The following is a 5,330-nucleotide window of genomic DNA, read 5'->3' as shown; positions in this document are numbered from 1 at the left end:
TGTCCGACGTCAGCACCTGTGGGACAGATTGAGGGTCTTCACGAACGGAGGATGGCTGGTTCATCGTAGCCCCTGAGGAGCGAAGATGAAGCAGACATCTGGGCCGGCCAAGAAACCGGCAGAGGCGGTGATCAAGGACATCCGTCGGGCCACACGTCGGCAGTTCTCGTCCGAGGAGAAGATCCGCGTCGTACTGGAAGGCTTGCGTAGCGAGGACAGCATCGCCAAGTTGTGCCGACGTGAGGGGATCGCCGCCTCGATGTACTATGGCTGGTCCAAGGAGTTCCTGGAGGCTGGCAAGAAGCGCCTGTCCGGCGACACGGCTCGTGCTGCCACCACGGATGAGGTGCGGGATCTCCGCCGCGAAGCGGGGGCGCTGAAGGAGGTCGTGGCTGATCTCGTCTTGGAGAACCGTCTGCTTAAAAAAAGCATGAGCGGGGCTGGGGGCGACGAGGCATGAGGTACCCGGCCCCCGAGAAGCTGGAGATCATCCGACTCGTCGAGCAATCCCACCTGCCGGTGCGCGCTACCCTGGGCAAGCTCGGCATCACCCGCTCGACGTTCTACCGCTGGTACGACGCCTACCAGCGCGGCGGCCCCGAGGCGTTGAGCGACCATCCCTCGCGGCCGAGCCGGGTCTGGAACCGCCTACCTGCGGAGATCCGCGAGCAGATCGTTGCTCTGGCCTTGGGGCAGCCTGAACTCAGCCCGCGTGAACTGGCGGTAGGCTTCACAGACGAGCGGCGCTACTTCGTCTCAGAAGCGACCGTCTACCGGTTGCTCAAGGCTCAGGACCTGATCACCAGCCCGGCCTATATCGTCATCAAGGCTGCCGCCGAGTTCCGCGATAAGACCACCGCGCCCAACCCGCTTTGGCAGACGGACTTCACCTACCTGAAGGTCGTTGGCTGGGGCTGGTACGACCTGTCGACGGTCCTGGACGACTTCTCACGCTACATCGTGGCGTGGAAGCTGTGCACGACGATGCAGGCCAGCGACGTCACCGCCACGCTCGACCTGGCGCTGGGTGCGGCTGGGCTCGATCAGGCGCGGGTGATGCCGCGGCCACGCCTGCTCTCCGACAACGGGCCGAGCTACGTCGCCAGCGACCTGGCCGACTGGCTCGGCATTCGGGGCATGACCCACATCCGCGGTGCGCCTTGCCATCCGCAAACGCAGGGCAAGATCGAGCGTTGGCATCAGACGCTCAAGAACCGCATCCTGCTCGAACACGCCGACTTGCCCGGCGAGCTGGAGACGCAGGTTGCCGACTCCGTCGAACACGACAACCATGCCCGAGCCCATGAGAGCCTGAGCAACCTCACGCCCGCCGACGTCTACTTCGGACGCGGCGAAGGGATCCTGGCCGAGCAGGAATGCATCAAGCGCCAGACCCTGATGGATCGCCGCTTGCGCCATCACGCGCAGGCCGCCTAACCTCTTACCCCCAGATGGACCAGAGCCTCCGCTCCTGAACACCGCTGAATGTCCCAAATCATCTGACGACGGACATCCGCAAGGACGCCACCCAGCGCACCGAGACGGTCTCCGACAAGGTTCGTCACACGGAGGTTGAAGTCGAAGACGGGCGCGGCACCGTCAGCCGGACGGGAACCACCGGCACCACCACCGAGACGACCCCGCGCAAGCCCATCTGAGTCATCGAGAGGGAGGGGCGAATACTGCCCCTCCCTATGGCATTCCCATTGCGTTCAGGTGAAGGTGCCGACAGGGGCCTCGCATGACGGTGGAGCAAATTTGCCTGGTGGTCGTGCTCAAACTCCTTGTCGGCAGCTTCGTCGCTCGGTTGGGAAAATTTCGTTCGACCGCATCCGCAAGCCTAATCCTTATCGCAACGATCCTCACAGGCTGTGCGATGATCTGGCGCTCCTTCATGCTCTGACATCGTCCAGCCCTTCATCTGGCTCTCATCGCAGTCACCAAAATCTGTGTCGTAGTATACGAGATGGGTCGCAAGATTGATGCAGATCTGCGTACGCTGGTTCAGCGCCGAGGCTCACCGCTTGAGCCTGCCTCCCGAGATATCCTATGACCGACCGTATCCCGCCACTGACCTCGCAGCCGCGGACTGAAACATCCTCGACAGTCTGGACCATTTTGCGGCTCTTCGCCAAGTTTGGTGGATTGGGTTGGTGGGGGGGATGCCGGAAGGTAGCTGCTGGCTGAACCGGGCGGGGATTCTCAGATCAGGGCATGACCCTTCTCTGTCACATCCCCGGTTGTCGTCTTCTCCACGTCACGCGTGAGGAGAGCACGGCCCTTCGCATTTCCGCTCAAGCGAAGTGCGATCATGCCCGTTGCCCACGCTGTCGTACGGTCAGCCGGTCGGTGCATAGTCGCTATCACCGGCGTCCCGCCGACCTGCCGACGAGCGGTCAGGAGGTGCGTCTGACCCTGACGATCCGACGTTTTTACTGCCACGACCCTGCTTGCGCACGCCGAACCTTTGCCGAGCGTCTGCCGGGCCTCCTCGACCGCTACGCTCAGAGAACCTGCCGGCTGGCCGATGCCCAGGTTCGGACCGCGCTGGCGCTCGGTGCCACACCCGCCGCCCGGCTGCTGCCGCACCTGGCGATGCCCACCAGTGCCACGACGCTGCTGCGGGGTATCCGCAAATGTCCGCTGCCGACCGGATCCAAACCGATCATCGTCGGTGTCGACGACTGGGCTCTGCGCAAGGGCCGAACCTATGGCACCATCCTCGTCGACCTCGAACGCCGCCGTCCCATCGATCTGCTGCCGGATCGTTCGGCCTCGACGCTGGCGGCCCGGCTCCGGCGCGACCCACAGATCCAGGTCGTGGCACGGGACCGCTCGACCGAATATGCGCGTGGGACCGCCATGGGTGCGCCCGATGCCGTTCAGGTCGCGGATCGGTGGCATCTCCTGCTCAATACCCGACAGATGGTCGAGCGCTGGCTCGCCCGCGTCCATCCGCGTCTGAAGCTGTTGCCGGCCGTGGCCCCGGCATCGCCATCGATTCGGCGCGTCACGCCCTACCCGCGCGCACCGTCCGAGATGCTCGCGCGGGCCGCGGCCCGCGGTCGATGGGAAGCGGCCTATGACGACGTGCGTCGCCGCCATGCGGAAGGACACTCGCTTCGGCGCATCAATCGCGAGACGGGCTTGGCCCGCGCCACGGTGCGCAAGTACGCCTTCGCCGCGAGCTTTCCCCGGAACGGCATGCGCGAGCCGAAGCCGAGCATGCTCGATCCTTATCTCGGGCATCTGCATGGCCGCCTCGATGAGGGCTGCGAGAACGCTGCGCAGCTTTGGCGCGAACTTCAGGGTATCGGCTTTGCCGGCACCTCGAAGCAGGTGCATCGCTGGTTGTCCGAGCGGCGCGCAGGCCCGGCTGGAACGACTATCCGGTCGTCGCCAGCACCGACCGACACCCGTGTTGTGACCTCCACCGCATCACCCCTGGCCTCATCCAAGCAGCTGTCCTGGTATCTCCTGCGGGAGCCCGAAGACCTCGGCCCTGAGGCGGCCGCGGTCGTCTCGCGCGTCCTGCAGGATACCGAGGCAACCAAGGTGGTCGATCTCGGCCGCCGGTTCTGCCGAATCGTCCGGAGCCGCTGTGGCCAGCAGCCGTCAGGAAAATCAGATGTCACGGCGTTCGATCAATGGCTGGGCGAAGCGCAAACCTGCGGTGTCCGGATCGTCGAAAGCTTCGCTGCTAGCCTCGGTCAGGATAGAGATGCTGTTCGGTCCGCGCTGACACTGCCTTGGAGCAGTGGACAAGCCGAAGGCCAGATCACGCGTCTCAAGCTCTTGAAGCGCGCCATGTACGGTCGCGCCAATCTCGACCTCCTACGACGACGGTTCCTCCTCGCAGCCTGATCCACCAAACTTGGCGAAGAGCCATTTTTCTGGGTACCGCCCTCCTTGGGCTGGTGGCTCTTCCCTACCGTAGATCCAGTCCAAGGCCGGCACGCGGTTCAAGCGAACTGGGAGTCGAGGATGGTCCAAAAATCCACGAAGGAGCGGGTGCGGCCCGGGTCGCGGATACAGAGGCTGACCGCGGCCGAAAGGCTGCCACCCCATCTGAGATCCCGGCCAAGGGCTGGCTCGATATCGCAAAGCGCCTGTTCCAAGAGTTCGGGAACGACCGCGTGTTGCTGGTTGCTGCGGGCGTGACCTTCTACGCGATCCTAGCGCTGTTCCCGGCCATTGGCGCCCTCGTCTCGATCTACGGCCTTGTCGCCGATCCTGCGACCATCAACGAGCAACTGGCCTCTCTTCAGAGTGTCATGCCGGGCGGTGCCCTCGACATCATCAGTGAGCAGGTCAAACGCATTGCTGCAAAGGGTGAGGGTACCCTCGGCTTCACCGCAGCCTTTGGCATCCTCGTCTCGATCTGGAGCGCCAACGGGGGCATGAAGGCGATCTTCGATGCGCTCAACATCGTCTACGACGAGAAAGAGAAGCGGAATTTCTTCTGGTTGAACCTGCGATCCCTGACCTTCACGGCAGGGGCGCTTCTATTCGTTGTCCTGGCCCTCGTTGGCATCGTCGTGGTTCCGGCCGCGCTGGCATTCCTGTATTTGGGTTCGATGGAGTGGGTCATTTCCTTGGCACGATGGCCGATCCTGCTCCTGGTCGTTTTAGGCAGTCTAGCGCTGCTGTACCGGTACGGTCCGAGCCGCGAGGCCGCGAAGTGGCGGTGGGTGACCTGGGGCAGCTCTGTCGCTGGTATTCTCTGGATTGTCGTGTCAGCCCTGTTCTCGTGGTACGTGTCGAGCTTCGGTAATTACAACGAGACCTACGGTTCCCTCGGTGCCGTGATCGGCTTTATGACCTGGATCTGGATCTCCACGACGATCGTCCTGCTCGGGGCGGAGTTGAACGCCGAGATGGAACACCAAACGATCGTTGACTCGACGACGGGACAGCCAGAAGCGCTTGGTGCACGCAAAGCAAAAGTGGCTGATACGATTGCAGCTTCTACCTGAAGACTACTAGGGCCTGTCGTCGCCTGAACAGATTGGTTGGGCTTGCGTTTTCGTCTCTCTGATGGAGGAGGGACGATGCTGAGCGACGCGCAATGGGCTGATCTGGAGCCTCTGGTTGAAGCCTGCCGGCCCAAGGCCAAAACGCCTCCGCAGGATCTGCAGCGCACGCTCTCGGCCATCCTTTGGCGGCATCAGAACGGAGCTAAGTGGCGAGCTATTCCCGAGGAGTTGGGACCCTGGTGGCGGGCTGCCCAGATCTTCATTCGCTGGTCGCGTGCCGGTCGTGTCCGTCAATGAGGTGGAAATTCGGGGTGGAGTTGGAGCGGCCATCGGTCAGGCGGCCTGAGGTGGAAT

General features: G+C 63.4%; 3 protein-coding genes and 1 pseudogene. All 4 read left to right on the top strand.

Going from position 1 to position 5,330, the window contains the following annotated elements; genetic code table 11:
- Positions 1 to 85: 85 nt before the first annotated feature.
- A protein-coding gene (locus K2Y56_RS25115) for an IS3 family transposase (protein WP_292514490.1) occupies positions 86 to 1,437 on the top strand; the annotation gives its coding sequence in 2 pieces (ribosomal slippage) (positions 86 to 422 and positions 422 to 1,437; 1,353 coding nt in all).
- 777 nt (positions 1,438 to 2,214) lie between these two features.
- Positions 2,215 to 3,864, top strand: coding sequence for an ISL3 family transposase (locus tag K2Y56_RS25110; protein WP_292514487.1), 1,650 nt, complete (start codon positions 2,215 to 2,217; stop codon positions 3,862 to 3,864).
- Positions 3,865 to 3,887: 23 nt separating this feature from the next.
- Positions 3,888 to 4,976 (top strand): YihY/virulence factor BrkB family protein, encoded by a 1,089-nt coding sequence (locus K2Y56_RS25105; RefSeq protein WP_292514492.1) that lies wholly within the window; start codon positions 3,888 to 3,890, stop codon positions 4,974 to 4,976.
- 75 nt (positions 4,977 to 5,051) lie between these two features.
- Positions 5,052 to 5,258, top strand: a pseudogene (locus K2Y56_RS25100) (transposase); the annotation flags it as partial.
- Positions 5,259 to 5,330: the final 72 nt, after the last annotated feature.

The organism is Methylobacterium sp. (assembly GCF_019745455.1).
Taxonomy (GTDB): Bacteria; Pseudomonadota; Alphaproteobacteria; order Rhizobiales; family Beijerinckiaceae; genus Methylobacterium.
This window is presented reverse-complemented; position numbering and strand designations above follow the sequence as displayed.

Coding starts and splice junctions, on each gene's coding strand:
- K2Y56_RS25110 (WP_292514487.1), top strand. CDS start 2,215: ATGACCCTTCTCTGTCACATCCCCGGTTGTCGTCTTCTCCACGTCACG.